Origin of the sequence: Deinococcus malanensis (assembly GCF_014647655.1) — a bacterium.
GTDB lineage: Bacteria > Deinococcota > Deinococci > Deinococcales > Deinococcaceae > Deinococcus > Deinococcus malanensis.
Map to the genome: position 1 here is coordinate 337461 of NZ_BMPP01000001.1, position 25319 is coordinate 362779.

26 protein-coding genes and 1 pseudogene are annotated in these 25319 nt (G+C 65.3%); 12 read left to right on the forward strand and 15 right to left on the reverse strand.

Going from position 1 to position 25319, the window contains the following annotated elements; translation table 11 throughout:
• Positions 1 to 27: 27 nt before the first annotated feature.
• Positions 28 to 1731, reverse strand: a complete 1704-nt coding sequence (locus tag IEY49_RS01745) for a long-chain-fatty-acid--CoA ligase (protein ID WP_189003932.1) — start codon at positions 1729 to 1731, stop codon at positions 28 to 30.
• A gap of 242 nt (positions 1732 to 1973) precedes the next feature.
• Between IEY49_RS01745 and IEY49_RS01750 the strand changes: the two genes are divergently transcribed.
• The 4 genes from IEY49_RS01750 (at position 1974) to IEY49_RS01765 (ending at position 4000) form a co-directional block, all read left to right on the forward strand.
• The gene (locus tag IEY49_RS01750; RefSeq protein WP_189003934.1) at positions 1974 to 2876 is read left to right on the forward strand and encodes a ribokinase; all 903 of its coding nucleotides are present in this window, start codon (positions 1974 to 1976) and stop codon (positions 2874 to 2876) included.
• A 72-nt stretch (positions 2877 to 2948) separates the two neighbouring features.
• On the forward strand, positions 2949 to 3443 hold the full coding sequence (locus IEY49_RS01755) for a DUF1999 domain-containing protein (RefSeq protein ID WP_189004231.1): 495 nt from the start codon (positions 2949 to 2951) through the stop codon (positions 3441 to 3443).
• Between the two features lie 7 nt (positions 3444 to 3450).
• Positions 3451 to 3666 carry a heavy-metal-associated domain-containing protein gene (locus IEY49_RS01760; protein WP_189003936.1) on the forward strand — a complete coding sequence of 72 codons (216 nt, stop codon included), beginning with the start codon at positions 3451 to 3453 and terminating at the stop codon, positions 3664 to 3666.
• Positions 3667 to 3670: 4 nt separating this feature from the next.
• Positions 3671 to 4000: a DUF503 domain-containing protein gene (locus IEY49_RS01765; RefSeq protein WP_189003938.1), complete on the forward strand. Its 330-nt coding sequence runs from the start codon at positions 3671 to 3673 to the stop codon at positions 3998 to 4000.
• Positions 4001 to 4192: 192 nt separating this feature from the next.
• Here the strand turns inward: IEY49_RS01765 and lepB are convergent, their stop codons facing one another.
• The gene (gene lepB / locus IEY49_RS01770; protein WP_189003940.1) at positions 4193 to 4987 is read right to left on the reverse strand and encodes a signal peptidase I; all 795 of its coding nucleotides are present in this window, start codon (positions 4985 to 4987) and stop codon (positions 4193 to 4195) included.
• 411 nt (positions 4988 to 5398) lie between these two features.
• On the opposite strand from lepB, the gene IEY49_RS01775 reads away from it, so the two are divergent.
• Positions 5399 to 6151 (forward strand): serine/threonine-protein kinase, encoded by a 753-nt coding sequence (locus IEY49_RS01775; RefSeq protein WP_189003942.1) that lies wholly within the window; start codon positions 5399 to 5401, stop codon positions 6149 to 6151.
• A gap of 68 nt (positions 6152 to 6219) precedes the next feature.
• On the opposite strand, the gene IEY49_RS01780 is transcribed toward IEY49_RS01775, so the two are convergent.
• The 6 genes and pseudogenes from IEY49_RS01780 to IEY49_RS21810 form a co-directional block, all read right to left on the reverse strand.
• A complete protein-coding gene (locus IEY49_RS01780; RefSeq protein ID WP_189003944.1) occupies positions 6220 to 7815 on the reverse strand; it encodes an alpha-amylase family glycosyl hydrolase in 1596 nt (531 codons plus the stop codon).
• Between the two features lie 95 nt (positions 7816 to 7910).
• Positions 7911 to 9050, reverse strand: a complete 1140-nt coding sequence (locus IEY49_RS01785) for an LCP family protein (protein ID WP_189003945.1) — start codon at positions 9048 to 9050, stop codon at positions 7911 to 7913.
• Between the two features lie 56 nt (positions 9051 to 9106).
• Entirely contained in the window at positions 9107 to 9433 is a 327-nt protein-coding gene (yidD, locus tag IEY49_RS01790) for a membrane protein insertion efficiency factor YidD (protein ID WP_189003947.1), read from the reverse strand.
• Between the two features lie 27 nt (positions 9434 to 9460).
• Complete coding sequence (locus IEY49_RS01795) at positions 9461 to 10060, reverse strand: GNAT family N-acetyltransferase (protein WP_189003949.1); 600 nt, start codon at positions 10058 to 10060, stop codon at positions 9461 to 9463.
• Position 10061: 1 nt separating this feature from the next.
• Positions 10062 to 10319: pseudogene (locus IEY49_RS21805) on the reverse strand (GNAT family N-acetyltransferase); the annotation flags it as partial.
• Between the two features lie 30 nt (positions 10320 to 10349).
• Positions 10350 to 10586 (reverse strand): hypothetical protein, encoded by a 237-nt coding sequence (locus IEY49_RS21810; RefSeq protein ID WP_308424629.1) that lies wholly within the window; start codon positions 10584 to 10586, stop codon positions 10350 to 10352.
• Positions 10587 to 10703: 117 nt separating this feature from the next.
• Between IEY49_RS21810 and IEY49_RS01805 the strand changes: the two genes are divergently transcribed.
• A complete protein-coding gene (locus IEY49_RS01805) occupies positions 10704 to 11810 on the forward strand; it encodes a Gfo/Idh/MocA family protein (protein WP_189003951.1) in 1107 nt (368 codons plus the stop codon).
• Between the two features lie 246 nt (positions 11811 to 12056).
• Here IEY49_RS01805 and IEY49_RS01810 read toward each other — a convergent pair whose 3' ends face one another.
• The 4 genes from IEY49_RS01810 to IEY49_RS01825 form a co-directional block, all read right to left on the reverse strand.
• Positions 12057 to 14276, reverse strand: a complete 2220-nt coding sequence (locus IEY49_RS01810; RefSeq protein WP_189003953.1) for an AAA family ATPase — start codon at positions 14274 to 14276, stop codon at positions 12057 to 12059.
• Positions 14273 to 14590, reverse strand: coding sequence for an ATP-dependent Clp protease adapter ClpS (gene clpS / locus IEY49_RS01815; protein ID WP_189003955.1), 318 nt, complete (start codon positions 14588 to 14590; stop codon positions 14273 to 14275). The genes IEY49_RS01810 and clpS overlap by 4 nt, the downstream gene beginning before the upstream one ends.
• A gap of 98 nt (positions 14591 to 14688) precedes the next feature.
• On the reverse strand, positions 14689 to 15291 hold the full coding sequence (locus IEY49_RS01820) for a desiccation-associated late embryogenesis abundant protein (protein WP_189003957.1): 603 nt from the start codon (positions 15289 to 15291) through the stop codon (positions 14689 to 14691).
• A gap of 91 nt (positions 15292 to 15382) precedes the next feature.
• Positions 15383 to 15784, reverse strand: coding sequence for a hypothetical protein (locus IEY49_RS01825; RefSeq protein WP_189003958.1), 402 nt, complete (start codon positions 15782 to 15784; stop codon positions 15383 to 15385).
• A gap of 90 nt (positions 15785 to 15874) precedes the next feature.
• On the opposite strand from IEY49_RS01825, the gene IEY49_RS01830 reads away from it, so the two are divergent.
• Both IEY49_RS01830 and IEY49_RS01835 read left to right on the forward strand, forming a co-directional pair.
• Positions 15875 to 16852: a DUF1517 domain-containing protein gene (locus tag IEY49_RS01830; RefSeq protein WP_189003960.1), complete on the forward strand. Its 978-nt coding sequence runs from the start codon at positions 15875 to 15877 to the stop codon at positions 16850 to 16852.
• Between the two features lie 90 nt (positions 16853 to 16942).
• On the forward strand, positions 16943 to 17272 hold the full coding sequence (locus IEY49_RS01835; protein WP_189003962.1) for an HNH endonuclease: 330 nt from the start codon (positions 16943 to 16945) through the stop codon (positions 17270 to 17272).
• 3 nt (positions 17273 to 17275) lie between these two features.
• Here IEY49_RS01835 and IEY49_RS01840 read toward each other — a convergent pair whose 3' ends face one another.
• Positions 17276 to 18103, reverse strand: coding sequence for a phosphatase PAP2 family protein (locus tag IEY49_RS01840; protein ID WP_189003964.1), 828 nt, complete (start codon positions 18101 to 18103; stop codon positions 17276 to 17278).
• A 32-nt stretch (positions 18104 to 18135) separates the two neighbouring features.
• Between IEY49_RS01840 and IEY49_RS01845 the strand changes: the two genes are divergently transcribed.
• The gene (locus IEY49_RS01845) at positions 18136 to 19737 is read left to right on the forward strand and encodes an ABC transporter ATP-binding protein (RefSeq protein WP_189003966.1); all 1602 of its coding nucleotides are present in this window, start codon (positions 18136 to 18138) and stop codon (positions 19735 to 19737) included.
• Between the two features lie 183 nt (positions 19738 to 19920).
• Here the strand turns inward: IEY49_RS01845 and IEY49_RS01850 are convergent, their stop codons facing one another.
• Both IEY49_RS01850 and glgP read right to left on the reverse strand, forming a co-directional pair.
• Positions 19921 to 20814 carry an EamA family transporter gene (locus IEY49_RS01850; RefSeq protein WP_189003968.1) on the reverse strand — a complete coding sequence of 298 codons (894 nt, stop codon included), beginning with the start codon at positions 20812 to 20814 and terminating at the stop codon, positions 19921 to 19923.
• Between the two features lie 76 nt (positions 20815 to 20890).
• Positions 20891 to 23407, reverse strand: coding sequence for an alpha-glucan family phosphorylase (glgP, locus tag IEY49_RS01855; protein ID WP_189003970.1), 2517 nt, complete (start codon positions 23405 to 23407; stop codon positions 20891 to 20893).
• 94 nt (positions 23408 to 23501) lie between these two features.
• On the opposite strand from glgP, the gene IEY49_RS01860 reads away from it, so the two are divergent.
• From IEY49_RS01860 to IEY49_RS01870, 3 genes are all read left to right on the forward strand, one after another.
• Entirely contained in the window at positions 23502 to 23975 is a 474-nt protein-coding gene (locus IEY49_RS01860; RefSeq protein ID WP_189003972.1) for a hypothetical protein, read from the forward strand.
• Positions 23976 to 24085: 110 nt separating this feature from the next.
• Positions 24086 to 24703 carry a hypothetical protein gene (locus IEY49_RS01865; protein ID WP_189003974.1) on the forward strand — a complete coding sequence of 206 codons (618 nt, stop codon included), beginning with the start codon at positions 24086 to 24088 and terminating at the stop codon, positions 24701 to 24703.
• Positions 24704 to 24712: 9 nt separating this feature from the next.
• On the forward strand, positions 24713 to 25261 hold the full coding sequence (locus IEY49_RS01870; RefSeq protein ID WP_189003976.1) for a GNAT family N-acetyltransferase: 549 nt from the start codon (positions 24713 to 24715) through the stop codon (positions 25259 to 25261).
• Positions 25262 to 25319: the final 58 nt, after the last annotated feature.

The following is a 25319-nucleotide window of genomic DNA, read 5'->3' on the forward strand; positions in this document are numbered from 1 at the left end:
ACCGGGGGCAGACCTGTACGGAGCCGTTCAGGCCGGCCGGGCCGCGCGAGCCTCGCTGGCCAACTGGCGACGCAGGATCTTCCCGACAGCGGTCTTCGGCAGCTCGGTGCGGAACTCCACGCTGCGCGGCACCTTGTAGGCACTGAGTTCGCTGCGGCAGTGGGCGATCACGTCCGCCTCGGTGGCCTGCTGGCCGGGCTTGAGCACCAGGACAGCATGGACGCTCTCGCCGCGGTAGGTATCCGGCACGCCGACCGCAGCAGCCTCCAGGACGGCCGGGTGGGTCATCAGCACTTCCTCGACCTCGCGCGGGTAGATGTTGAAGCCGCCAGCGATGATCAGCTCCTTCTTGCGGTCCACGATGCGGAAATAGCCGTCCTCATCCATGACTGCCATGTCACCGGTGAGCAGCCAGGTGCGTCCGAAGGCCTCGCGCATGGTCTTGGCGGTCTCCTCGGGCTTCTGCCAGTAGCCCAGCATGACCTGTGGACCAGCCACCCACAGTTCGCCGACCTCACCCGGAGCCAGCGGCTGTTCCTGGTCGTTCATGACCACAGCGTCCACCCCTGGCAGTGGCAGGCCAATGCTGCCTTCGTGCTGCTCACCAAAGATGGGATTGACGTGGGTCACCGGGCTGGTCTCGGTCAGACCATAGCCCTCGACCAAGTTGGCGCCCCCGGTGATCTCACGGAAACGGCGCGCGGTTTCCAGCATCAGCGGGGCGCTGCCGCTGATACAGGCCCGGATGGATGTCAGGTTGAATTTCGGCGTATCCGGGTGGTTGTTGATGGCGTTGTACAGCGTGGGAACACCGGGAAACAGTGTCGCGCGGCTGGCCTGGATCTGCGCGAGCACCATCGGGATATCGCGAGCGTTGGGCACCAGCACGATGGTCGCCCCGGTCAGCACACTGAGGTTCATGGCCACCGTCATGCCGTAGACATGAAAAAACGGAATCGCCGCCAGGGTGATCTCCTGACCTTCCTTGAGATCGCTCATCCAGACGCGGGACTGCTCGCTGTTGGCCACCAGATTGCGGTGCGTGAGCATAGCGCCCTTGGGCACGCCGGTCGTGCCGCCGGTGTACTGCAGCAGCGCAAGATCCTGAGGGCGAATCGCCACCAGCTGCGGACGCGGTGCCTGACGGCCCAGCAGCGCCTTGTACCCGTGAACCGTTCCCTCTGCCTTGACATTGACCCAGGTGCCGTCCTTGCGGGCCTTGATGGGGTAAAGGATGTTCTTGGGAAACGGCAGGGCGTCCTGGATCCCCGTCACGATCACGCGTTTGACACCGACGTTGCCGGCGATTTCCTGATAGCGCGGGAAAAACGCGTCGAGCATGAGCAGCGTTTCACTGCTGCTGTCCTGCAACTGGTGCTGCAGTTCGCTTGGGGTGTACAGCGGGCTGGTGTTCACCGCCACGGCGCCCGCCAGCAGCGTGCCGTAGAAGGCCACCACGAACTGCGGACAGTTGGGCAGCATGATCGCCACCCGCTCGCCGGGTTTGACGCCCAGGGACTGCAGGGCGCTCGCAAAGCGCAGGGCATCCTGCAGCAGCTGGCGGTAAGTGGTCCTCGCCCCCAGAAATTCCAGGGCCACCCGGTCCGGGAACTGACTGGCGGCGCGCTCCAGCACCTGCGGCAGCGTGCGGTCGCTGGGCGTGAAGTCGTGTGGAACGCCCGCTTCGTAGTGGGAAAGCCAGGGCCGGTCTGAGGGAAGGGATGGGGTCATGTCACTCCTGAAAAAGGCAGGCGAAGGCCGCGCGCCAGGCGTCAACCCGTCGGCAGGGCTGTGAAGGCTCAATGAAATTGAACTAAGTATAAACTAATTTGCTCTGCCTTCAAGCGTCATGTCAGGGGTAGCTGAGTTTGCCCTTCAGATCACTGCGCCTGTCAGACTCCAGCCATGTGTGCCTCGTTCCTTCGTCGCGGCCCTGCTCTGCTTACCGGTTTGGTGTCGGTTGGGGAAACGCTGTGAGTGTCCTGGTGGTGGGCAGTATCAATGCCGATATCACGGTCCGGGCCGAGCGCATCCCAGGTCCCGGCGAGACCGTGCTGGGTCAAGGTGCCCGGCTGTCCCCCGGAGGGAAGGGGGCCAACCAGGCGGTCGCGGCGGCGCTTGCAGGGGCGGCTGTACGGATGGTCGGTGCGGTGGGGCGGGACGCCTTCCGGGACGTAGCTCTGGCTGGTCTCCAACGCTCCGGGGTTGACCTGAGCGACTTGCAGATCCTGGACGCGCCCACCGGTCTGGCCCTGATTACCGTCGACCCGGCCGCCGAGAATGCCATCACCGTGGCGAGTGGGGCCAACACCCTGCTGAGTCCGGCGCACCTGCCTGAACGGCTGGACGGGTTTACGCACCTGCTGCTGCAACAGGAACTGGGACCTGAGGTGACGCTGGCAGCTGCGCGCCATGCTCAGGCAAGCGGCCTGCGCGTCCTCCTGAACGCGGCACCTGCGCGCAGCCCGGACCCCGAACTGCTGCAACATGTCCATCACCTGATCGTCAACGAACACGAACTGGCGGAGTTCAGCGGGGGCAGCCTGACGGTGGAGGCTTCAGCCCTGGAAGCTGCCGCCCGGAACCTGCTGACGTGTGGGCCTGACACCGCTACGGTTACGCTGGGCGCGCTCGGCCACCTGACCGTAACTTCCGGGCAGACACTGCGTTTCATGGCGCACCCGGTGACCCCCGTGGACACCACGGGTGCGGGAGACACCTTTTGTGGGGTGCTGGCAGCCCGGCTGGACCAGGGCGAAGCCTTACACGCGGCACTGCAGGCTGCGGGGGTGGCAGCCAGTCTGACCTGCACCCGCGCAGGCGCGCAGGATGCGATGCCTCACTGGGCTGAGGTTCAGGCGCGGCTTGGCACCTGATTGTCCTGGGAAAAGTTCTTCCTCACACCAGTCCCCGAACAGCCATCAGCAGACTGCTAGCCTGCGCGCATGATGCGTTACCGCACCTTTGGAGAGGCTGACCACGCCGCGCTGCAGGCGCTGGACCTGCGCGTGCAGCGCGCCACTGATCCGGCCTTCGATGCCCTGCCTGAACGCGAGCGCGAGGGCCGGCTGCACACCAGCCTTCCTGCCCTGAAGTTCTATGAACGCAGCGAGCATTCCTTCGTGGCGCAGGACCCGCAGGGCACCTTGCAGGGCTTCGTGTTTGCTCAGCCCGTGTGGCAGGGCGACCGGCCGGTCGTGCTGATGCGGACCCTTACGCTGGCCCCGGATGCACCGGCCGACACAGCCGCAGGACTGATGCACGCCGTGGTCAAGAGTGCTTACGACACCGCCGTATACGAGCTTCACTACCCGCTGACCCCAGCTTTGCAGGACGCTGCGCAGCAGGAGGGCGCCAACGTGATCGGACAGTACGCGGTGCAGCATCTGGGCAGCCGCAACGGCACCGCGCCAGGACAGCAACTGCGGCCGGGAAGCGCATAATATTCCGATGACAGCCAATGCCACCCGCGTTTTGCTCGGGGTGCGCGGAATGAACCGCGAAGCCGGAGAAAAAGTTGCTGCTGCCCTGCTGGCGATGCCGGGGGTGTCCAGAGCCACGCCGGACGAGGGACAGATCGAGGTGCACTACGACCCCTCCCGCCACACTGTGATGGACCTGGTGCGCACCGTTCGCACGCAGGGATTTCTCGCAGGGATGCTCTGATCGCGTGGCACTGGGTTATGTCGGTGTCCTGACGGTCCGGGTCGAAATGCCCTGGGTTGGAAACCTCAAGGAGAAACGGGCATTGGTCCGGCCCGTGGTCGAGCGTCTCAAGGCCCGCTATCCGCTGACGGTGGCCCGTCTGGATGGTCTGGATGCCCATGACTGGGAAGTGATCGGCGTGGCGACCCTGTCCAACGACTACGGCTGGGTTGAGGAAACCCTGCGTATGGCTGCTGACTTTATTGCCCGCGAGGGACAGTACCGGGTTGTCAGCGAATCCACCGAGATCACAGTGCTGGGCGGTGACGAGGAATTCGAAGACGAGGAAAGCTGATGGGCGGAGGTCCGGCTTACGGAAGCCTGGTGAGCCGGCTGCGGATTCACCCTTCAGTGAAGGGCTGGGCCACTGATACGCCGCTGTCCCGAGTAACAGGCAGGATTCAGAACTGCGGAGGACAGGAGCAATGACGATGGGCGGGGCCTGGGTCGTATTTCCAGGCCCCGCTCATCTCGTACCTGACTTGTCTTACTTTGCCAGTTGGGTCTTGAGGTCCTGAAACGCTTCGGGTCGTGTCAGAAGGCGCAGGTTGACCTTGTTCTCGCCGGTCAGGCTGGCGACTCGCTCTGCCGTGCAGTCGTACCGGGCGTTGGTCTTGCGCATGATGGGCCAGACCACCGCAGCCGCGCGCCCGGCGATGTCCCGCTGCGGCACCGGTCCGAACAGGCGGGAATCCTCACTGCCGTTGGGGGTGCGGTTGTCACCCATCACGAAGTAAGTGCCTGCGGGCACGGTGAACTCCGGCTGGTCGGTCATCACCCCATTGCGGCTGGATGTGGCCTGCATGGCAAGGTCACTCTGGTTGTCCCAGCAGCCCTGTTCGCGCCAGTAGTCGGTGGTCCAGCTTGAATCCAGGCGCACCCCGTTGATGGTGACTTCGCCGCCCGAGATCGCGATGCGGTCTCCTGGAAGCCCGATCACGCGCTTGATCAGGAAGGGGCGGTAGGACCACAACCCCAGGGCGCTCCGGTTCAGGTTGGGAATGCGCTCGGCTGCGGCCCGGGGCGGCTTGAAGATCACGATGTCACCGCGCTGGAAGTCACCCACGCCGGCCTTGTGCAGCCAGGTCTCGTATTTGGGAACAAACACGCGCTCGCGGTCTCGCAGGTTGGGCATCATGCTGACGCCCTCGACACCGACCAGTGTAGCCACGAACTGCGTGATCACCACTGCAAAGACGATGGGTTCCAGAAAGTCCTTCCACAGCTTGTGCAGGGCCCCGTGCTTGCGGGGAGGAGGGGTGGCCGAGTCGAGTCTGGTCATGCACCGCAGAGCATAGCCCATGAGCCCATGCTGGCCGGGCCAGATCATTCCTGCCGACGCGCCCGGGTTGCTTGGAACACCGTGCAGGTGCGCGCCGGGCTTTGTCGGGGGCTCCTCAGGCAGTGACTTCATTGAAAGCGGTGTGCACCGCCGCGGGATACACACTCTGCGGTCATTGGCCTGCACCTGACATCCTGCCCTTTGCAGGCAGAGTTCACGTCCAGCCAACCCTGGTGCGGTGTGTCAGGGCTCTGCACCCAAACGCGGCGTGATAACGCCCGGACCGATGGTGTGCTGACCGTCGTGGCCGATACTGACGGTGCTCCGGACGCCACCTGTCTACCACCACTGGGGGCAGCCTCTACCCCCATACCTACCCGCAAGCACTTGATCTGCGGTAGCGTGAGGCGAATGCCGATCGCAGGACAGATGGTGGAGGGGGGCCTGAGACTGGTCCGTCCTCTCGGGCGAGGGTCACACAGCCTGGTGTACTTTGCTGTGGACAGTGCCGGGCAGCCGCGTGTCGTGAAAATATTTCCGGCACACCTGGCGACCTTCGCCGAACGTGAAGAAGCCCACGCCAGCGGCCTGGACCACCCACGGCTGGCGCGCGTGATCGGCCGCACGGAAGTCGACGGGAATCCGGCCCTGATCGGCACCCTGGCCCGTGGCGAAGTGATGTTTACCCGCTTTGCGCAGCGTCCTGCTGCCGTTCACGAGCGCCGCGCCTTCCTGCTGACGCTGGCGCATGTCCTGGATGGCCTGGCGTACCTGCATGGGCATGGCCTGGTCCACCGTGACATCAAACCCGAAAACATTCTGGTGGAACCTGACGGGGGAGCCAAGCTGGTCGACTTCGATCTGTCCGGTCCGGCGTTTGAGAACATGGACGTGCCCACCCGGTTTGGCACCGCAGCTTTCCAGAGTCCGGAAGCTGCGCGGGGCGAACCCCTGGGCCCGGAGAGTGACCTGTATGGCATCGGGGTGCTGCTCGGGTGGGGCCTGCACGGCGCGCTGCCCGACCCTGAAGAACCGCTGCCTGCCTTAGATGATCCCCTTGAAGGTCTGTACCTGAGCCTGATCCGCCATGACCGCACCCGGCGCCCCAACGATGCGCTGTGGGCCCGCGAGGAATTGCTGCGCCTGGCCGGCCTGCCTTATTGAGGGCAGAGTCGGGATAGGCAGCCGGGGGACGCTGTTTACTGACGGCATTCCCCGGCCCCAACCTCAGTTCAGGCCCGCAGCACCCGGGCCTCGTTCGGGCGCAGCGCAGCGCCGATTTCCGGCTGGTCCCCCAGGCTGCTGAGCAGCGTCTGGCCGTGAATGTCCCGACTCAGGCCGACTTCCTGTGAGCCGAAATTCAGCAGCACGATCAGTCGGTCACCGTTCAGGGTCCGCTCGAAGGCGAACAGGTGGTCGTGGCCAGCGTCCAGGCTGCGGTAGTCGCCGGCCACCAGTGCCGGATGCTCCTGGCGCAGCCTCGTCAGCGCCCGGAAGTAGCCCAGGTCGCTGGCGGGGTCGTTCTCCTGCGCCTGAACGTTCAGCGTGGCGTAATTATCCGCGAGGGGCAGCCACGGCTCGGTCCCGGGGGCGCTGAAGCCGGCGTTGGCACTGGCATCCCACTGCATGGGCGTGCGTTCCGGGTCGCGGCTGGCGGCGGGACTGTCGGGCTGCTGAAGACCCGCCGGGTCCACCATGCGGTGGGAGGGAATCGGCACGTTGCTCATGCCAATCTCGTCACCGTAGTACACGGTAGGCGTGCCGCGCAGGGTCAGCAGCAGGGTCTGCGCCACACGGTACTGGGCGTCGCCCACGCGTGACCGGAATCGGTGCTGGTCGTGGTTGCCCAGCACCCAGTTGGGCCAGGTCTGGGCCTTGCGGCACTCTGCGTCATAGCTGTCGGTGAAGGTGCGGATCTGCCCGGCGTCCCAGGGCATCAGAATCAGATGGAAATTGAACGGCAGATGCACCATCGGCTCGTCGGGAGTGCCGGCAAAGGGCAGCAGTTTCGCCACCGGCAGGTAGATCTCACCGACCATCATGCGGTCATCGAACTCGTCGAGCACGGCGCGCATCTCGCGGATGTACTCATGCGTCTCGGGCTGGTCCTGGGTGTAGATGTGCTCCAGGCTGGCATGCTCGATATCGCCCGGTCGCCACTCGGGATTGGCGGGCTCGTCCAGAAAGCGCTCATCTTCGGCCAGCAGCCAGATCACATCGACCCGGAAGCCGTCGACGCCGCGCCGCATCCAGAAACGCAGCACGTCGAACATGGCTTCCCGTACATCCGGGTTGCGCCAGTTCAGGTCCGGCTGTGACGGCAGGAACTGATGAAGGTAGTACTGCCCGCTCTTCTCGTCCAGGGTCCAGGCCGGCCCGCCAAAGAAGGATTTCCAGTTGTTGGGCAGGCCGCCGTCTGGAGCCGGGTCACGCCAGACATACCAGTCACGCTTCGGGCTGTCTTTCCCTGCACTGGCTTCCTGAAACCATACATGGTCGCTGGAAGTGTGGTTGGGAACGTAGTCCAGCATGACCTTCAGGCACAGGCGGTGGGCCTCGGCGACCAGGGCGTCGAAGTCCTCAAGGGTGCCGAACAGTGGGTCGATGTCGCAGTAATCGGCCACGTCATAACCAAAGTCGCGCATAGGGCTCGTAAAGATAGGGGAGAGCCAGACCGCCTGCACCCCCAGGCTGGCCACGTATGGCAGCCGCGCCGTGATTCCCCGCAGATCTCCGACACCGTCGCCGCTGGCGTCCTGAAAGGACCGGGGATAGATCTGGTAGATGATGCCGCTCTGCCACCACTTCAGTTGCGCTGTCAGGGTCATGCCCCAGCCTAGCAGATGAAGCTGAATCGATTAAGAAGATATAGGTTTTGCTGCATCCCTGCTCCCACAGTGGTTCTGAAAAGTGTCTCTTTTTCTCAGTTGGCCGGTGTGTCGGTGCCGAGGCGTACAGTGACGTCGGCGCCGGAAACTCCTGGAGTCGAGGTCACTGTGCCGTGACCGACATCCTGCAGCAGACGCTCGGCCGCGCTGCCTGTGATGGTGGTCGGGGCTGGGCCACGAGGCTCCGAGGCGATCCACACGTTCCGGTAGCCCAGGCTTTCAAGCTTCGTCTTCAGGCGGGCTGCGCTGCCGGCAGGGGCGTCCATGTTCACCACGGCAATCCCCAGGCTGCGCGGGTCATTGGGATCGCGGAAGTGTTTGGCCACCAGTGCATTCAAGGCTGCCTGGTCTGTGACCCAGACGCTCAGCCGGCCCCGGCGGCCGAAATTACCCGGCAACGTGTGTGTCTGTACCTTCAGACCGCTCAAAGCTCCCCCAAGCAGTGCGCCGACCTGCTCCCGGGTGATATTGGTCTTGGTGGTGCGGTCCAGCGCCCCAGCCATCATGGGCAGGCGCCACAGGTTCAGCGGACTTTTGACCTGATTACCCAGGGCAGTCATAAACTGTTGCTGGCGTGCCACACGGCCAATATCGCCCATGTTGTCGTTGCGGAAGCGCAGATAGCCCTCAGCCTGTACGCCACTGAGGGTCTGTCGGCCCGGTTGCAGATCCACATGCAGCTTGCCAGCGTTGTCGTCGTATTTCATCCGTTGCTGGACATCCAGGGTCACGCCGCCCGCCGCGTCAGTCAGCGCACGCACTGCGTACAGCGACAGATACACGTAAGCATCCGGCTTGACGCCGGTCAGGCTCTGCACTGCGTTCATCACCATCTCCGGTCCACCATGGGGATTGGCACCATTGATCTTGCCCCATCCCCACCCGGGTACGTTCAGCCACGTGTCACGCGGAATGCTCAGCAGGTTGACAGTGCCGTCCGGGCGCAGCTGCGCCAGCACAAGCGTATCGGTGTTGCCCTTGTAGTCCTCCGGCTTGACCGGATACGGCCATACCGGCGCGTTTTCGTCATATTCCGGCGCCACGCCGGCCAGCAGCAGCGTCACAGGACCCTCGGCTTTACGGGGCAGGGATCCGTATTTCATCAGGGCGGGAGCAGCAGGGGCAGACAGGGCCACCAGACCTGCTAGGGCGGCAAGGACAACGACACGGCGCACGCGCGGAGCATACCTCCCGGAGCGGCCCTACGTATCACCCGGAAGGAGGAGAGCCCTCAGCCACAGCGGAAGGGAATCGGCACCGGGCCGCAGCAGCACAGCCCGCGCACCTGCGGTCCGCTGGTGCCGATCGCTAGGGGAGAGCCTCCCCGTAGGGCGTCATGGGCCTGGCGGCATTCGGCAAAACGTTCGGCTACACGGCGGCGTCCGGCGATCAGACCATCGTCCCGGATAATGCGTGCCACAGCCGCCGAGCAGGATTCCCCGCCATGTACTGCCGCGCGGGCACAGCAAAAGCCCTTGCGTGGGGACAGGTGACGTCCGTAAAAGCGGATGGCCCGCAGGGCCAGGGCGTCCAGGAAGCGGGAAGCGGATCCGGTCATGCCACAGGGTAGCCACGGCGCACGGCCTCAGCAGCCTGCCTCAACTGATGGTGAAGCTGCTGGCTCGGGTGACAACTCGCGGATCAGGTGGATAAATCTGATGCCCGAGACGGTGCGCTCGCCCGCAGCCCGGAACCCTTGACGGGCATAGAGACGCATGGCCGGGTTGTCAGCTTCGGACAGCAGGCCCAGCCGGGGCAGCCCCAGATTCTGTGCACGAAGCGCCGCCGAGTGCAGCAGCGCGCCGCCCACCCCCTGGCCACGCCGGTCAGGACTGACCGCCAGGGTGTCCACATACAGTTCTCCCGCCTGACCTTCCGGCTCGGTCACTCCTGGCTGGCCGATGGCGCGCAGGTGGTGGCGAAAAGGTTCATCCAGATCTGCGGCAAATTCTCCCGGGTAGGCGACGAGCAGCCCGGCCGGCTGCCCGCCGACTTCCGCAATCAGGGTATGGGTAAAACTCAGCCGGTGCCCGCGCAGCGGAAAAAACTCGGCCAGAACGTGGGCCGCGTCCTCGTCGGTCGCCGTGCCGGTCAGGGCCCGCCCGATAGCCCCGATGGTGGACTGAATCAGGGGTGCAGCGAACCCGGCGTCGAACAGCTGGGCAGGGCGGATACGGACGGTCATGTCAGGGCCGATTCTCCCACTCCTGGCGCAGCAACGCCAGCTTGACGCTGTCATGGCGCCGTCCCTGCGGAAGTCGGGCGCATTCGCGCCAGCCGGCGCGCTGCCCCGCACGAATCATCCGCTCGTTGCCGCTCCAGGTGGTTAAGGTCAGCACGTGGGCATCCGTGTCACGGAATGTGAGGTCCGTCCACCGGCGCAGGGCCAGCGTTCCCACGCCACCGTCCCAGAGGCTGGGGTCGAAGATCAGTAGCCCCAGTTCCCACCAGCCCCCTGCTGCCGGTGCTTCCTCTCAGCGTGTGGCCTGCCCGATGCACTGGCCGTCCAGGGCGATGATGCGCTGGTGTGCGGTGGGCAACGCCGCCTGCGCCTGTTCGGTAAATGCTTCGAGTGAGGTCGATTTAGGCGCGGCCGCGCTGTGAAAATACGGCGCGTCCCAGCGCTTCCATTCGGGGTCCGGCTGGGCATGCATCCAGTGCCACAAGACAGGCAGGTCTTCGTTATGACGCTCGCGCAGGGTCAGGTTCATTCCGGGCAGTCTGGCCCGCCGGAGGTGCGGCAAGGATCGGCATGGTGGCCTGCCCAGTTCAAGGGAGCGTGAATTGCGTTCGTGGATGCCCGAGAACCGGGCCCGGTACGGTGGGGCATGCCACTCAAACCTGACCTGCCCCTGCCGGAAGCCGAACCTCAGCGCGTGGGTTACGCCATTGTCGGTCTCGGCCAGTTGACGGTCGACGAGCTGGTACCGGCTGTCCGTACCAGCGAACATGCCCACGTGGTCGCGTTTGTCACCAGCGAAACGGAGAAGGGGCTGGCCCTGGCCCGCGCCGTTGGTCTGGGTGAGGATGACGTCTACACCTACGACGACTTCGAGCAGCTCACGGGGCGGAAAGACGTGGATGCCGTGTACATCGTTTTGCCCAACGCGCTGCACCGCGAATATGTGGAGCGGGCTGCAAAGATCGGCAAGCACGTGCTGTGTGAAAAACCCCTGGGCATGAATGCCGACGACGCCCGCGCCATGGTGGAGGCCTGCAACAGCGCTGGCGTCCTGCTCATGACCGCCTACCGCTGCCAGTACACGCCCGAGCACTGGGCCGCGCGCGACGCTGTACACAGCGGGAAATTGGGCAAGGTCAAGCTGCTGGACAGCATTCACGTGCAGGTTGAGGACGATCCGGAGGCCTGGCGTCTGAAAAAGGAGCTGGCGGGCGGTGGCCCCCTGGTGGATGTGGGCATCTACTGCGTCAACACCCTGCGCTTTGTGCTGGGTCAGGAGCCGCAGTGGGTCTTCGCCGCGCTGCACCAGCCGGACGGTGACCCCCGCTTTGTGGAAGTCGAGGAGTCGCTGAGCTTCATGCTGGGCTTCCCCGGCGGCCTGATCGCCAACGGCCTGACCAGCTACGGCGCGCGGACCACCAGCACCCTGCGTGTACTGGGAGAGAAGGGCAGCCTGCTGATGGACCCGGCTTTTCCCTACGTGGGCGTCCGGTTGAGCCTGACGGATGAACAGGGCGAACTGACGCCCAGTTTTCCCTCGTCTGACCAGTTCAGCCAGGAATTCGACCACTTCGCGCAGTGCATCCGCGAGGGCAGGCGTCCGTGGACACCCGGCGAGGAAGGTGTGCAGGACCATGTGGTGATGGACGCGATCTACGAAAGCGCCCGGACCGGACAGGTGGTAAGGCTGAAGACCGGTCAGGGAAAGGATGCTTTCCGCGGCACCCCTCCGGAAGTGCCCGGCAGAGACTGACGGAGATCGGCCTGTACGGTCAGCCGGGCTGCTTCGGTCAGCGGGCCAGACCGACGCTGCTCTGAACAACGGGCCGAGGCACGGAGCCGGAAAAGTAAATGTACGAGGTGGAGGCTCCGGCTCAGCCAACACGTCTGCGTCTCTGTGCTGGGCCTACCGGTCAGTTCCCTTGCGTCCTGATACCGGGGCGGAGCATGTGTTGTTGCCCTAAGGACATCGGTTCAGTCGAAGGCTTGTGTGACTTGCTCAGAACCGGAAGGTAAAGGCGTCCCCGGAGGCTCCCACCGTGACCTTGCCTCCCTTGCTCAGTCGGCCGAACAGCAGTTCATCACCCAGGGGCCGCTTGACCTGTTGCTCGATCACCCGGGCCAGCGGTCGGGCGCCCATCAGCGGGTCATAGCCCAGCGTGGCCAGCAGAGTGCGGGCGGCGGGAGTGACCGTCAGGGTCACCTGACGCTCGGCCAGCTGCAGGTGCAGGTCGCGCAGGAATTTGTCCACCACACCGGCCATCACCTCACGCGACAGGGCGCGGAAGTGAATCACGTTGTCCAGGCGGTTGCGGAATTCGGGGGTGAAGGTGCGTTTCACGGCTTCAGCCTGCTCCCCGGCGCGGCCCTCGCGGGAAAAGCCCAGTGCGGGACGGCTGGCGTCGGCAGCCCCGGCGTTGGTGGTGAAAATCAGAATCAGGCCGCGCCCATCCACCTTCTTGCCGGCGTGGTCGGTCAGCGTGCCGTGGTCCATCAGCTGCAGAAAGATGTTGTACACGTCGGGATGGGCCTTCTCGATCTCGTCGAGCAGCAGCACCGCGTGCGGGTGGCGGGCCACCGCGTCGGTCAGCAGGCCGCCCTGGTCAAAGCCCACATAGCCGGGAGGAGCCCCGATCAGCCGGGCCACGGTGTGGGCCTCCTGGTACTCGCTCATGTCAAAGCGCGTCAGCTCGATACCCAGGCGTTCGGCCAGGGCGCGGGCCAGTTCGGTCTTTCCCACCCCGGTGGGCCCGGCAAACAGAAACATGCCCTGCGGCTTGGTCTGGTCGCGCAGCCCGGCGCGGGCCAGTTTGACCGCGCTGGCCACAGCCTGCACCGCTTCGTCCTGGCCGAAGACGCGATTCTTAAGGTCGCGCTCCAGGGTGGCCAGTGACTGCACCTCCTCGGCCTTCACGGCGCCCAGCGGCACCCGGGCCATGCGGGCCACGGTAGCCTCGATGTCAGCGACATCAATAGTGCCGCCCTTGCCGGCGCTGCTGCGGGCAGCGCCCGCTTCGTCGAGCACGTCAATGGCCTTGTCGGGCAGGAACCGATCACGCAGATGCCGGACGCTCAGGCGGACCGCAGCGTCCAGCGCTTCATCCGTGTACGTCACCTTGTGGTGCGAGGCATAGCGTCCGGCCAGACCGCGCAGAATGCTCAGCGCATCCTCCTCGGAGGGCTCGGGCACGTCCACGGTCTGGAAGCGTCGCCACAGAGCACGGTCTTTTTCCAGGTGCCGCAGTTCGGCCGGCGTGGTCGCGCCCAGCACCCTCAGCTTTCCGCGTGCCAGGGCCGGTTTGAGCAGGTTCGCGGCGTCCATGCTGCCGCCCTCGGTGGCCCCGGCCCCGACCAGGGTGTGCAGCTCGTCGATGAACAGCACCGCGTTCTGGCCGTCCAGAGCCGCGAGAACTGCCTTCAGGCGCGCTTCGAAGTCGCCCCGGTAACGGGTGCCCGCCAGCAGCGCGCCCAGGTCCAGCGCATAGATGCCCGCACCTTTGAGGAAGCCCGGCGCGCCGCCGTCAACCACCCGCTGTGCCAGGCCCTCGGCCAGGGCCGTCTTGCCCACCCCAGGTTCGCCGACCAGTACCGGATTGTTCTTGCTGCGGCGGGCCAGCACGTGCACCATGCGCTCCAGTTCCGCTGCCCGGCCAATCACCGGGTCAAAACCGCCGGCGCGTGCCTGAGCGGTCAGGTCGGTGGTGTAGGCCTCCAGTGGGTCCTGCTCGGCACTGCCTTCCAGATCAGCCGGGCTGTCTACCCCAGCCACATGGCGTTCGCGGCTGCGGCCTTCGACCTTGGCCACGCCATGCGAGACGTAATTGAGCATGTCCAGCCGGTTGACCCCCTGGGCTTCCAGGGCAGCGCGCGCCGGGCTATCGGGTTCTTCAAGCAGTTCGACCAGAACACGTGCGCCGTCTGCCTCCTGGGTGCCTTTGCCACTGGCATGCAGCTGCAGTACCGCGCCCTGGACCACCCGGTGCAGACCCAGGGTGAAGTCCGGCTCGCTGCCCGGGACGACCTCCAGGGCCCCGAGTTCGGTCTCCAGGGCTTCGCGCAGGGCTTCTACATCCGCACCCAGGGCCAGCAGGGCTTCCAGGGCTTCGGGGTCGTGTGTCAGGGCCAGCAGCAGGTGTTCCTGGGTCACGTACTCGTGACCGGCTTCGCGGGCGTGGGCGGCCGCGCGGCCGATGGCCAGTTGCAGGTGCTCGCTGATCACGCGTCGGCCTCCGGCTCGGAGACCAGTCGCAGGGGATGGCCCTCCTGGCGAGCGTGGGCCGTGACCTGTGCCACCTTCGTTTCGGCCACGTCGCGGGTATACACGCCCGCGACGCCCTGGCCCTTGTGGTGGACCGCCAGCATGATCAGCTCGGCCTCGTGTTCGGACTTGCGGAAATACAGTTCCAGCACCCGCACCACGAATTCCATCGGGGTGTAGTCGTCATTGAGAAGCAGCACGCGGTACAGCCTGGGGCGCTGCGTGGCGCTTCTCTCCAGTGTCTGTGTGTGGCTCTCGCCGTCCCTTCGCGTCATGGCTGGAGTCTACCGGTTGTGCCCGCAGCCGACCGTGCCCGCAGCTTCACCCAAACAAAAACCTCCCCGGTATGGAGGCCGATGGGTGCCGGGCTCCATTACATCTTGCGTTCGGCGTCACGCACCGAGTTCTGGGCCCCGGTGCTGGTCTTCTTCGCCACTTCGTTTGCTTCGGCCGCTGCTTTCTGCGCGGCGCTGCGGGCGTCCTGGGCAGCGTCTTTCAGGGTGGTCTGGGTGTCTTTGGCTGCTTTCTGGGCATCAGCCTTGGCATCCTGGGCGGCGTCGCGGGTCTTCTCGGTCACGCTCTGGGTACTGTCCTTGGCATCGGACGCCACCTGCCCAGCAGCATCTTTGGCCTCGCTGGCCGCGCCGCTGACGGCTCCCTTGACCTCACTGGCCACTTCCTTCGCCTTGTCCAGGGCGGCCTGGGTGCCGCCGCTGGCCGCCTCCTTGACCTCGCCGGCCTTGTCGGCAATCACGGCGCCGGCGCTCTGGGCCGCGTCCCTGGTCTTTTCCCAGCCCTTGGCCACGCTCTGGCCCATGTCGCTGGCGGCGTCCTTGAGTCCAAGCTCGGCCAGCTTGGCGTCCAGCGCCTTGCGGTTCTGCTCGCGGCTCAGGTAGTAGGCACCTGCGCCGATCAGCGAGCCCAGCAGCAGCAAACGTTTGGTCGGAAAGTGATGGCGGTCATAGTGGTTAGACATTCCTGAAGCCTACGGGCCTGCTCTCATGAACAGATGAGGGGGGGTTATGCCCGACTTCACGCCATTTACGCTGGTTTTCGCGGAACCGGACTCACGGCCCGGGCGGGTTCCTGAGCCGCTGGTCCTCCAGGAGCCCGAGGCGCCGGGCAAGCTCTGCGGTCAGGATCCATTCCTCCGGCTCTTCGAGACCTTCGACGCTCACCAGCACGCAGCCGCGCTCCAGATAAAACGAACAGATCTTGTCCCACGCCTCTTCCTCGTCGGCAGCGGTCTCGTCCAGGTCTTCCAGGGTTCCCCAGAGGTCGCCGTCCACGTCAGCGCTGCGCAGGGCTTCGGCATGACCGCTGAGCATGTAGGCGTCGACAGCCTCATGCGGGGGGTAAGTCTGGCCTGCCTCGCGGGGTTCAAGCCGGTCGTCACGCTCGTACAGGCCGGCCAGAAATGTTTCCCACCGGTCGGTACTCAGGGTGATGTGGGTCTTGGACGCGTTCACGCTGCGCAGTGTACCCCCCTGACCCGCACGTAAAGATTTCTGAACTCCGGCTCCGAAACGGGCGTCACGGCCGCCCCGTAGACTCACGCTATGCAGTTCGCGACCCGCAAGACCCTGAGCACGCTCCTGACCGCAGCCCTGCTTTGCGTCGGCAGCCTCGGCCTGACGCCCGGCGCCCTGGCACAGTCGGGTGGGGGCTTTGGCGGCAGCAGTTCCGGCGGATCCTCAGGCGGAGGCTACGGCGGAGGGGGCTATGGCGGCGGGTACTCCGGAGGTGGGTACAGCGGCGGTGGCTATAGCGGGGGAGGCTACAGCGGGGGGTACCGGGGCCCCATCATCGTCAACGGTGGCGGCTACGGCGGCATGGGCTTTGGGGGCGGCATGGGCATCATGCCCCTGCTTATCTTCGGCTTCGTGATTTTTTCGGTGGTGGGCGGCATGCGGCGCAGCATGAGCCACGCTGGCGGTGGAGCGCGTGGTCTGGCCGGCATCAGTGGGACGGCGCAGGCGGTCAGCGTGCAGTTGCTGCTAGCCGAGGGTGACGAAGTCAAGCGCGCCCTGCAGCGCGTGGCCCAGACCGGAGACCCGGACACCAATGCCGGCCTGGTCCGCATGTTGCAGGAGGCTGCCCTGGTGATCCTACGGCACCCCGAGCGCTGGGTCTACGGCAACGTCGAGCGTGCTCAGGGTGATCCACGGGCCGCAGACAGCCAGGTTGGCACCTGGGCCACCGAAGCGCGGGCCGCTTTTACGGAACAGACCACCAGCAACTACCAGAACCGGGACCCTAACAGTGGCTTTGCCCGCCGTGACGACTACAGCTTCCAGGCCGACGGCACCGATCTGTATCTGGCGGTAACCATCGCGGTGGCCGCCCACACCCTGAGCAGCCTTCCCCCGGCCGGCGTAACCAATGCCGCCGAGGCCCGTGCGGCTCTGGCGGCCATCAGCAGCGTGTCGCCCGGCGACCTGATCCGGGCCGAGGTGATCTGGAGTCCGGACGTGGAAGGCGAGTTCCTCAGCGAGGAGGAAGCCATCCGCAAGTACCCTCAGCTCACCCGTCTCTGAGAAGACGGTGGCGGACATGCTGCGTCTGGAGCCCTGCCGGGATGCCGACGGACGGTTGGCCGAAAAGCCGCGACACCGAGGGTGGCGCTGATGGCGGCCCGCCGCGCCCCTCCTTCTTCCTGGCCGCCCCCTCCGGGCGAACCGGAGGTCTGCGGTCTGTGCGAGCGGGCCGTCCCGGTCCTGACCGAACACCACCTGATTCCCCGCTCTCAGGGCCGGCGCCGGGGCACGCCGGTCACGGAACTGCCGACCGTCATGCTGTGCAGCCCGTGCCACAAATTTCTGCACCGCACGTTTACCAATGCCGAACTGGCCGGCGAATACCACAGCCTGGATGCCCTGGGCGCCCATCCGGAGGTCAAAAAGTTCGTGACCTGGCTGCAAAAGCAGCCGGTCACGAAAGGAATTCGCGTGCGTTGAAGCTCAGGCCTGGGCAGGGGTCCGCATGGGGCTCAGCTGCGGGCCGGACGGCGGCATCCAGCGGCGCAGCACAAAAGGCACACCCTGCACGGCGACCAGCACCAGCAGCGCGTAGCGCAGCGCCCTGACCAGACCCAGATTGCGGACCTCCTCGGGCAGCGCGGATAGACCGAAGTACACGGCAAAAACCATCACCAGACCCAGCAGCGCTACCACCAGCCGTCCGGTCCAGTCGTGCGGAGGAACAAAGCTGGGGCGGGCGTACCAGAACCCGGCCAGCATGCCGAGTCCGGCCCCCAGCTCCCGGGGTGCGCTGCTGGGAAGCAGGGTGGCCACGGCCAGCAGGACGAGTGGAAGGGCCAGACGGGTCCAGTCGTGCTGCGGGAAGTACCCATGACGCGCGGCCAGGGCGAAGATGCCACCCAGCAGCAGGCCCACGATCACGTCACTGGGATAATGGACCTGCAGGGCCAGCCGCGACACAGCGATCAGGCCGATCAGCACAAACGCGGCGATCCACATTCCGCGCCGGCCGACCTGCACGGCAATTCCGCCCCACAGGGTGGCGGCCATCTGGGCGTGACCGCTGGGAAGCCCCGGCCCGCCAGCCGTGGCTTTTGCAGCTTCCGAAGTGATTTCAGGCTGGCTCATGAACGGCCGGGGCAGGTCCAGCCCGTATTTGAGACCGGAATTGACCAGGTAGCTCAGCGCAAATGCCACGCCAAGGTCCCGGCCGCCCTGGGGCCGCACCAGCCAGGTGTACAGGGCGAGCACCACGATAAACACCTCGTCACGTCCCAGGGTCGTGACTGCCAACCAGAAAGACTCCATGGGCCTCATTCTGAAGGATTACACTTCGGAATATGACGGTACTTCCTGCCGACGTGCTGCAGACGGTGCAGCATCGCTCCGAACATGCGCTGGAGCTGCGTGGCATCACCAAACGCTTTCCGCTGGTCCTGGCCAACGACAACATTTCCATGGCGGTGCGCTGGGGCAGCGTACACGCCCTGTGCGGCGAGAACGGCGCCGGAAAAAGCACCCTGATGAAAATCGTCTACGGCGCCCAGCCACCCACCAGCGGTGAAATCGTCGTGGACGGCGAAGTGGTGCGCTTCGACAACCCGGCGGACGCCATTGCGCGCGGGATCGGCATGGTCTTTCAGCACTTCATGCTGGTCGATACCCTGACCGTGACCGAGAACGTCATTCTGGGCGCAGAGCCCACCAGCGGCACGTCGATCAACTATGCGGCCGCGCGCCGGCGCGTGGCGGAGCTGATCAACCAGTTCAACTTCGACCTGAAGCCCGACGCCCTGGTCGGAGACCTGCCAGTTGGCCTCCAGCAGAAGGTGGAGATCCTCAAGACGCTCTACCGCGGCGCACGCATCCTGATTCTGGACGAGCCGACTGCCGTGCTGACTCCCAGCGAAACCGACGAGCTGTTCGACTTCCTGAAAAACCAGTACGCGGCCAGCGGTAACGCGGTGATCTTCATTTCGCACAAGCTGCACGAGGTGCTGCACATCAGTGACACCATCAGTGTGATCCGTGACGGCAAGATGATCGGCACCATTCCCGCAGCTGGCGCGACCACCGAAACCCTGGCCCAGATGATGGTGGGCCGCGAGGTGACCCTGAAGGTGAACAAGCAGCCCGCCCGACCCGGTGAAGTCGCGCTGGACGTGCAGAATGTGGTTGTTCCCGGAGAGCACGGCAATGCGGTGGACGGCGTGACGTTCCAGGTGCGGGCCGGGGAGATCGTCGGGATTGCCGGCGTGGAAGGCAACGGCCAGAGCGAACTGGTCGAAGCCATCACCGGTCTGTCTTCCGTGGCGTCGGGCCAGATCACCTACCTGGGCCGCCCGGCCCGTGGAGTGCGGGGAGTCGAGGCAGCCGGACTGTCACACATTCCTGAGGACCGCAACGAGCGTGGGCTGGTGCTGGACATGACCACCGCCGAGAACTACATCCTGGGCGAGCACGACCGCGCACCCTTTGCCCGGGGGTTCGGGATGCTCGACCTTGACGTGATCGAGAAGAACGCCCGTGACCTGTCCGAGAAGTACGACGTGCGTCCGCGCAGTGCCAGCCTGCCGGCCGGCAAGTACAGCGGAGGCAACGCGCAGAAGCTGATCGTGGCGCGCGAAATGCGCAAGGGGCCCAAGATCCTGGTGGCCAGCCAGCCTACCCGTGGCGTGGACATCGGGGCCATCGAATTTATTCACGCCCGCATCGTGGAAGCGCGAGACCAGGGGCTGGCCGTGCTTCTGGTCAGCGCCGACCTGGGTGAGGTCATGAACCTCGCCGACCGCATCCTCGTGATGTACGAGGGCCGCGTCGTCGGCGAGGTGGACGCCGCCGGTGCCACCGAGACCCAGCTGGGCCTCCTGATGACCGGCAGTGGCGGCAGCAGTGGCCGCAGTGGTCATGTCAGCGCGTCGCAGGCTGCTAGCGACCTGTAAACCAGCGGTTGGAAAGACCGCCACCCGGTCTTCCGGGTGGCGGTTTTCTTGGGGCACAGCTGAACTGCAGTGTTTCCGTCGACTTGCCGGGAAAGTCCCTATCGGCTTTGCGACCGGATGAGTCCTGCGCGAGCGCAGGCGGCATCAATCGTTGTCGGGCAACGATCCAGGCTGGGGCCCGGATCAGGTGATCAGCTCAGCTGGCGTCGACGGTTCGGCCACACGCGGGGCGCTCAGATGAATCCCGGCGCTGGCTGCGATGACGCAGCCCATGGCCACCCATTGCAGGACATTCAGGCGCTCGCCCAGGAACAGCAGACCGCTCAGGGCCGCCAGGGCGGGTTCCAGACTCATCATGACGCCAAAGACCCGCGCGGGAATGGCTTTCAGGGCCACCATTTCCAGCGTGTAGGGCAGGGCGCTGGACATGATGGCCACCCCCAGGCCCGCCGCCAGCAGGGCAGGCGTCAGCAGGTCCGCTCCGGCCTGGACCAGCCCGAACGGCAGGGCGACCAGTGCGGCCACCAGCATGCCGGCCACGACACCGGTCGTCCCCGGAACCCGCCGGCCTACCGCACCCCCCGCCACGATGTACAGCGCCCACAGTGCTCCGGCCAGCAGGGCCAGCGCCACGCCGCCCATGTGCAGTGGCTCGCCTCCTGTCGCCCCGTGCGGCATGATCAGCGCGATGCCCACCCCGGCCAGCGCCACCCACACGAAGTCAAGGGCGCGGCGCGAGAGCACCAGGGACAGCACCAGCGGCCCCACGAACTCCAGCGTGACGGCCAGCCCCAGCGGCAGGTGAACCAGAGAGGCATAGAAGCACAGGTTCATCAGCCCCAAGGCGAGTCCGTACGGAACGACCGCCCGCCACTGGGACGCGGTCAGCGCCCGGAGCCTGGGCCGCAGCAGGACCACCAGCACGCCGGCGGCCAGAGCAACCCGCATGGCCGTGGTGCCGGCAGCGCCCAGCACCGGAAACAACGTTTTGGCGAACGCCGCGCCGGCCTGAATGCTCATCATGGACAGCAGCAGCGCCGGCACTGGCGGGAGGGTCAGGCGGTTCACACGCGGCATTATGCGCCTGGGTCAGACAAAACTCCCGCAGCCTGTGCAGGCCACGGGGGTGGGGGAGACTAGCTCCAACTCGGGCTCAGGCCCACTTGATCAGCCGGGCCTCAAGGCCATTGCTCAGGCCGTCAATCTGCGGCACCATCCGCACGCCGACCGAGTACAGACCGCTGTCCTGCAGCGGCACGTCCGCGTGGAAGCTGCCGTCGCCGCGGCTTTGCAGAGGAATGCGGGTCAGCTGCCCGGCGCGGTCCAGCACAGCTTCGACCCGCAGGTCCTGCAGGGCGATGCCGGCGGGGTGGACCTGGGCGGTGACCGGAATGGCCTGTCCAGGCTGGGCGCTGGCCGGGAAATCGGCCTGGGCGGTGATGGACGTGTAGGGCCACTGCTGCTGCACCCAGCTTTTCCAGCCGGCGATCTCGCGGGCGCGCTGGCTGCCGTTCGCCGCGAGCTGGGCGCCACGCTGCGCCACCGGCAGGTAGTACTTCTGCACATAGTCGATGACCTGCCGCTGCATCGAGAAGCGCGGGCTGACCGTCTGAATCGCGCGGCGGACCGTGTGGGCCCACGACTCGGCCCCGGCCAGGGTGCCGTAGTAGCGCGGCACGATGGCCTCTTCCAGGTGGGTGTACAGGCTGAAGGCGTCCGCGTCGTCCTGCACGCTCAGGTCGGCGTACTCACGTTCCTCGCCGATGGGCCAACCGTTGGTGCCGTCAAAGCCCTCGCGCCACCAGCCGTCCAGCACACTGAAATTGGGCGAGCCGTTGAAGCTGGCCTTCATGCCGCTGGTCCCCGAAGCCTCCAGCGGGCGGCGTGGATTGTTGAGCCAGATGTCCACGCCCTGCACGAGGTGGCGGGCCACGTTCATGTCGTAGTTCTCCAGGATGACGATTTTGCCGCGGAACTCGGGCTCCTGGGACACGCGGTAGATCTCCTGGATAAAGGCCTTGCCCGGGTTGTCTGCCGGGTGGGCCTTGCCGGCAAAGACGAACTGCACCGGATGTTCCGGGTGGTTGACGATCCGGCTCAGGCGCGCCTTGTCACGGAACAGCAGGGTGGCGCGCTTGTAGGTCGCAAAGCGGCGCGCGAAGCCGATGGTTAGGGCGTTCTCACTGAGCACGGTTTCGGTGGCGGCCACGTCAGCGGCACTGGCTCCGTTGCGCAGCATCTGCTCACGCATGCGGGTGCGTACGAAGGCGATCATCTCGCGCTTCATGGTGAGCTGCACGTCGCGCAGCTGTTCGTCGGTGAGGTGTTCAACAGCCTGCCACATGGCCTCGTCTTCCAGGCGCTCGGTCCAGTCGGCCGGTAGCACGGTGGACAGCAGGTCGCGCATGGGCTGACTGGTGAACGTCAGGTTGTGGGCGCCGTTGGTCACGTGACCGATCGGGACTTCCTCGGGCTGGGCGCCGCTGTACAGGAAGTCCCACATGCTGCGGCTGACCTCGCCGTGCAGTTCCGACACGCCATTGGCCGCGCGGCTCAGGTTGAGCGCAAACACCGTCATGCTGAAGCTGGGCACCCAGTGGTTGTCCCAGAACTGATCGTGGCGGGCCAGGGCGTACAGGTCGTCCCGGCTGGTCGCCAGCTGAGAGGGCCAGTCGCCGATATACTTGTCCATCAGTTCGTAGGTAAAGGCGTCGTTGCCGGCGGCCACCGGGGTATGGGTGGTAAACAGCGTGCTGCTGGCGATCGTTTCCAGCGCAGTGCGGAAATCCAGGCCTCCGGCGACCGCCTCGCGGATGCGTTCGAGCCCCAGCAGCGCAGCGTGGCCCTCATTCATGTGGTAGACGTCGGCAGGGATGCCCAGCAGCCTCAGGGCCCGGATGCCGGCCACACCCAGCAGGACATACTGCTGGACCCGCAGGTCCTGATTGCCTCCGTACAGGCGCGCGGTGAGTTTGCGGTCTTCCTCGCTGTTCTCGGGCACGTTGGTATCCAGCAGCAGGACCTGAATCCGGCCCACCTGCAGGGTCCAGACGCGCACCTGCACCGTCCGGGCGCCCAGGCGCACACTGACGCGCGCCTGGTGGCCGGCCGGGGTCAGGGCCGGCCGGATAGGGAGGGTGGTCAGGTCCAGTTCGTCGTACGCCTCGTTCTGCCAGCCGTCCTTGTCAAACAGCTGCCGGAAGTACCCCTGGTGAAACAGCATCCCCACCGCAGTAAACGGCAACCCCAGGTCGGAGGCACTCTTGCAGTGGTCGCCCGCCAGAACGCCCAGGCCACCGCTGTAGATAGGCAGCGATTCGTGGAACGCGTACTCCATGCTGAAGTAGGCGACAGGGCGCATCCCAGGTGCTTTCTTTGTGACCCAGGTGTTCTGCTTGCCCATGTAGGCATCAAAATCCGCCATGACTTCGGCATAGCGTGCCAGGTACGCCGGATCTGCCGCGACTTCGTCCAGGCGCGCACGTGGGACCTCCAGCAGGGTGCGGACTGGGTTTTGATGGAAGCGCTCCCAAATGGGGTAATCCAAAGCCTGGTAGAGCTCCTGAGCGCGTGGCGTCCACGACCAGTACAGGTTATAGGCCAGCTCCGAGAGCCGAGCGATCTCCTCCGGCAACTGGGGCAGGACGGTGACTTTCCCGATGATGTTCATACCTTCTGAGCTTAGCGCATTCTCACCCGGCGCCAATACTGATCTAGGTGGCACAATGCGGCATGCATGTGCGTCGCCTCCAGGCCGGTTTCCGATGACCGGCACTTCAGCCCCAGACACAGAAACGGCGCTGCAATCCGAAGGTGCGCGCCTCGCCCGGCGTCTGGCCCAGGTGCTGCATGCCACAGTGCATGATCAGCCACGGATACAGCTGATTGGTCACAGCCTCGCCAGCAACCTGATCGGGGCCTTCGTGCCCACGGTAGAGCATGTCTCCAGACGGGCTGGGCGACCACTGACCGCCCTGCTGGATGTGGACACTTTCGGACACCTCGCGATTCATGTCGTGGCGGCAGATGGGACAACCCGCGCCCTCCTGCGAGGCGCCGATCTGCTCGACCGTCTGCTGTTTACTGCCGGGCACCTTCATCCAGTTGTCCGGGAACATCTGCAGCGCGCTGTGGGCGGAAGTGAGCACCAGGCCACACGCGCCCTGGTGGATTGCCTGCGCAGCAAGCCAGTGCTGAGTTCCATGCAGCGTCAGCTGTCCATCCTGCTGGCTGACTGATTTTCGGAGGCAGGCAAAACCGGCCGTGGCTCGCGCTGGTATCCGATCTTTGACCTTTCAGGCAGCTGGCGTCATATAAGTGCATCGGTCTTGACCGGTCACAATGGGCCATGGGCGATCCTCCAACCCCAGACGTGCTCAACGTGCAGCGCATCAATATCTGCGAGCCGGACGGCACCATCCGCTACGTGCTCTCCAACAGGACTCTGTTCCCCGACCATATTCTCATCGGCGGTAAAGCGTTCAAGCATCCGACCCGTGAGGTGGCTGGCATGCTTTTCTACAACGACGAAGGCACCGAAAGCGGCGGCCTGCTGTTCACCGGCGGGGAAGGACGCACGGCGGGAAGCTTGTCCTTTGACGCCTATGAGCAGGATCAAGTGATCCAGCTGTACGGTGCTCAGGACCAGAGCGGCACGTCCGCTTTCCTGATGGTGTCGGACCGTCCGGACCGGTCCATCCAGGAAGACCTGGAAGCAATGGAGGGACTGTCGCAGCAGGAAGTCCGGGAACTCCAGACGCGCCATCTTCAGGAGGATCCTGCGTATTACGGGGCCGTGCGGCTGGTCGCGGGTGTGACCGAGACGGACGCCACTGTGCAGTTACAGGATGCGAACGGGCGCACCCGTCTTCGCTTTCGCGTGACGGCCAGCGGGGACGCGGCCATCGAGTTCCTGGACGCGGATGGCGCGGTCAGGAAGACCATTACTGCCGACAGTGCGGACTGAATGGAGAGCATGTCCTTTCACATTCGCCAGGCGGTCATCAGTGACGCCCCCACCATCGCCAGCATTCATACTCAGTGCTGGACAGAGTCATTTGCTGATCTGATGCCCAGTTCTTATATGGCACGTATGACAGGTGACAGAGCCCGGCGTAGGCGCACCTATCACTGGACAGAGCAAATAAGGGAGACGCGGCTGCTCACAGGTCAGCAGGTTGGCACTCTTGTGGCCGAGGAGCGGGGCCGCATCGTTGGATTCGCCAGTGGTGGCGATCCGCGCGATCATCCTGGCTATGACAAGGAGCTCATGACCCTTTTTGTAGAAAAGTCCTGTCATGGTCTTGGAGTGGGAAAGCTGTTGCTCGGAAACTTTATGGTCGAGATGTCTGAAGCCGGGGGCAAAAGCCTGGCGCTGTGGGTGCTGGCGACGAATCCGGCGCGTGCCTGGTATGCACGGCAGGGTGCGAAAGAGGCTGGGCAAATGCCGGTGAGTTTTGACGGATATGACCTGCACGAGGTCAGAATGGTCTGGTGCCCGCTGTCCGTGAGTGGTGACCGCTAGACCTTCCTGCGTTTCATCACATAAACCTTCCACTTTTCCCGGAGGACAGAGCAGTTCC

What these genes read in the sequence shown, in the direction of transcription:
- IEY49_RS01850 (WP_189003968.1), bottom strand. Translation starts at nt 20,814, where the DNA reads ATGCCGCGTGTGAACCGCCTGACCCTCCCGCCAGTGCCGGCGCTGCTG.
- yidD (WP_189003947.1), bottom strand. Translation starts at nt 9,433, where the DNA reads ATGACCGGATCCGCTTCCCGCTTCCTGGACGCCCTGGCCCTGCGGGCC.
- IEY49_RS01760 (WP_189003936.1), top strand. Translation starts at nt 3,451, where the DNA reads ATGACAGCCAATGCCACCCGCGTTTTGCTCGGGGTGCGCGGAATGAAC.
- IEY49_RS01835 (WP_189003962.1), top strand. Translation starts at nt 16,943, where the DNA reads ATGGCGGCCCGCCGCGCCCCTCCTTCTTCCTGGCCGCCCCCTCCGGGC.
- IEY49_RS01870 (WP_189003976.1), top strand. Translation starts at nt 24,713, where the DNA reads ATGTCCTTTCACATTCGCCAGGCGGTCATCAGTGACGCCCCCACCATC.
- IEY49_RS01865 (WP_189003974.1), top strand. Translation starts at nt 24,086, where the DNA reads ATGGGCGATCCTCCAACCCCAGACGTGCTCAACGTGCAGCGCATCAAT.
- IEY49_RS01795 (WP_189003949.1), bottom strand. Translation starts at nt 10,060, where the DNA reads ATGACCGTCCGTATCCGCCCTGCCCAGCTGTTCGACGCCGGGTTCGCT.
- IEY49_RS01775 (WP_189003942.1), top strand. Translation starts at nt 5,399, where the DNA reads ATGCCGATCGCAGGACAGATGGTGGAGGGGGGCCTGAGACTGGTCCGT.
- IEY49_RS01755 (WP_189004231.1), top strand. Translation starts at nt 2,949, where the DNA reads ATGCGTTACCGCACCTTTGGAGAGGCTGACCACGCCGCGCTGCAGGCG.
- IEY49_RS01820 (WP_189003957.1), bottom strand. Translation starts at nt 15,291, where the DNA reads ATGTCTAACCACTATGACCGCCATCACTTTCCGACCAAACGTTTGCTG.
- lepB (WP_189003940.1), bottom strand. Translation starts at nt 4,987, where the DNA reads ATGACCAGACTCGACTCGGCCACCCCTCCTCCCCGCAAGCACGGGGCC.
- IEY49_RS01860 (WP_189003972.1), top strand. Translation starts at nt 23,502, where the DNA reads ATGACCGGCACTTCAGCCCCAGACACAGAAACGGCGCTGCAATCCGAA.
- IEY49_RS01745 (WP_189003932.1), bottom strand. Translation starts at nt 1,731, where the DNA reads ATGACCCCATCCCTTCCCTCAGACCGGCCCTGGCTTTCCCACTACGAA.
- IEY49_RS01805 (WP_189003951.1), top strand. Translation starts at nt 10,704, where the DNA reads ATGCCACTCAAACCTGACCTGCCCCTGCCGGAAGCCGAACCTCAGCGC.
- IEY49_RS01840 (WP_189003964.1), bottom strand. Translation starts at nt 18,103, where the DNA reads ATGGAGTCTTTCTGGTTGGCAGTCACGACCCTGGGACGTGACGAGGTG.
- clpS (WP_189003955.1), bottom strand. Translation starts at nt 14,590, where the DNA reads ATGACGCGAAGGGACGGCGAGAGCCACACACAGACACTGGAGAGAAGC.
- glgP (WP_189003970.1), bottom strand. Translation starts at nt 23,407, where the DNA reads ATGAACATCATCGGGAAAGTCACCGTCCTGCCCCAGTTGCCGGAGGAG.
- IEY49_RS21810 (WP_308424629.1), bottom strand. Translation starts at nt 10,586, where the DNA reads ATGAACCTGACCCTGCGCGAGCGTCATAACGAAGACCTGCCTGTCTTG.
- IEY49_RS01780 (WP_189003944.1), bottom strand. Translation starts at nt 7,815, where the DNA reads ATGACCCTGACAGCGCAACTGAAGTGGTGGCAGAGCGGCATCATCTAC.
- IEY49_RS01830 (WP_189003960.1), top strand. Translation starts at nt 15,875, where the DNA reads ATGCAGTTCGCGACCCGCAAGACCCTGAGCACGCTCCTGACCGCAGCC.
- IEY49_RS01845 (WP_189003966.1), top strand. Translation starts at nt 18,136, where the DNA reads ATGACGGTACTTCCTGCCGACGTGCTGCAGACGGTGCAGCATCGCTCC.